The sequence below is a fragment of the Rhodopseudomonas sp. B29 genome (assembly GCF_000333455.1).
Classification (GTDB): Bacteria; Pseudomonadota; Alphaproteobacteria; order Rhizobiales; family Xanthobacteraceae; genus Rhodopseudomonas.
In genome coordinates, this window is the sequence record NZ_BADD01000316.1 from 1 (window position 1) to 1,454 (window position 1,454).

The 1,454-nt window shown below is 68.9% G+C and carries 1 protein-coding gene; it reads left to right on the forward strand.

The genetic code is table 11. From position 1 onward, the window contains the following. Positions 1-277: 277 nt before the first annotated feature. On the forward strand, positions 278-1,454 hold a 1,177-nt coding region (locus I5M_RS11555), incomplete at its 3' end, for an NAD(P)/FAD-dependent oxidoreductase (RefSeq protein ID WP_022721549.1).

Sequence of the window (1,454 nt, forward strand, 5' to 3'; positions counted from 1 at the left end):
GATTTCCGAGCGTATGGCGTGAGCGCATGATGATCAGTCTTGCGACACCGCGCAGGGGTTCGGACGTCGGCGGCGCTCCCCTTCACCCTCCCCTGGAGGGGGAGGGTCGCTCGCGCAGCGAGCGGGGTGGGGTGGCGAAGAGTTCATCCGCTGTGCCCGCGGCTCACCCCACCCCGTCACGCACTCCGCTGCGCGGACTGCGTGCCGACCCTCCCCCTCAAGGGGAGGGTGAAGAAGGCTCTTGCGCACGCGCACTGCTGCAGCATGAGGCCCTGCCATGAGTGAGCCGCTCGTCATCATCGGGAACGGCATGGCCGCGGTGCGGCTGGTGGAGGAGCTCGCCAAGACCGCGCTCGGCCGCTACGCCATTGCGGTGATCGGCGACGAGCCGCGGCTGGCCTATAATCGCGTGCTGCTGTCGTCGGTGCTGGCGCGGGAAGTCTCGCGCACCGACATCGAGCTGCGCCCGGCGCAGTGGTGGCGCGATCGCGGCGTCACGCTGCTGTACGGCGAGAGCGCCGCCGCCAAAGCCATCGACGCCGATATCCGCCGCGTCCGCCTCGCCACCGGCGCGACGCTGCCGTTCTCCAAACTGGTGATCGCCACCGGCTCCAAGCCGATCCGGCTGAACGTGCCCGGCATGGATCTGCCCGGCGTCACCACGTTTCGCGATCTCGCCGATGTGGCGGCGATCGAACAGGCCGCCTCGCAGGGGCGCAAAGCCGTGGTGATCGGCGGCGGCCTGCTCGGTCTCGAAGCGGCCTATGGCCTCGCCAAGGCCGGCGCCGACGTCACCGTCGTGCATCTGATGGATCGGCTGATGGAGCGGCAGCTCGATGCCCGCGCCGGCGCGATGTTGAAGACGGCAGTCGAGGCCAAGGGCATCAATGTGCGGCTCGAAGCCTCGACCGCGGCGATCGAAGGCGACGGCCGGGTGCAGGCGGTGCGCCTCGCCGATGAGACGCGCCTTGAGGCTGACCTGGTCGTCGTCGCCGCCGGCATCCGCCCCAACATCGATCTCGCGGCCGCGGCCGGCATCGAGACCGCGCGCGGCATTCTGATCGACGATCAGTTGCAGACTTCGAAGAGCGGCATCTACGCGATCGGCGAATGCGCCGAGCATCGCGGCGCCTGCTACGGTCTCGTCGAGCCGGCCTACGAGCAGGCCCGCGCGCTGGCGGCGCATCTGTCCGGCCGCGATGGCGCGTATCGCGGCTCGGTGCTGGCGACCAATCTGAAAGTCTCCGGCGTCGAGCTGTTTTCCGCCGGCGATTTTCTCGGCAGCCCCGGCACCGAGGAGATCGTGCTCAGCGATCCGGGGCTCGGCACCTATCGCAAGCTGGTGATCCGCGGCGACAAGCTCACCGGCTGCGTGCTGTTCGGCGATGTCAGCGACGGGCTTTGGTATCTCGAACTGATCAAGTCGGGACAATCGATCGAGGCGATCCGCAGCG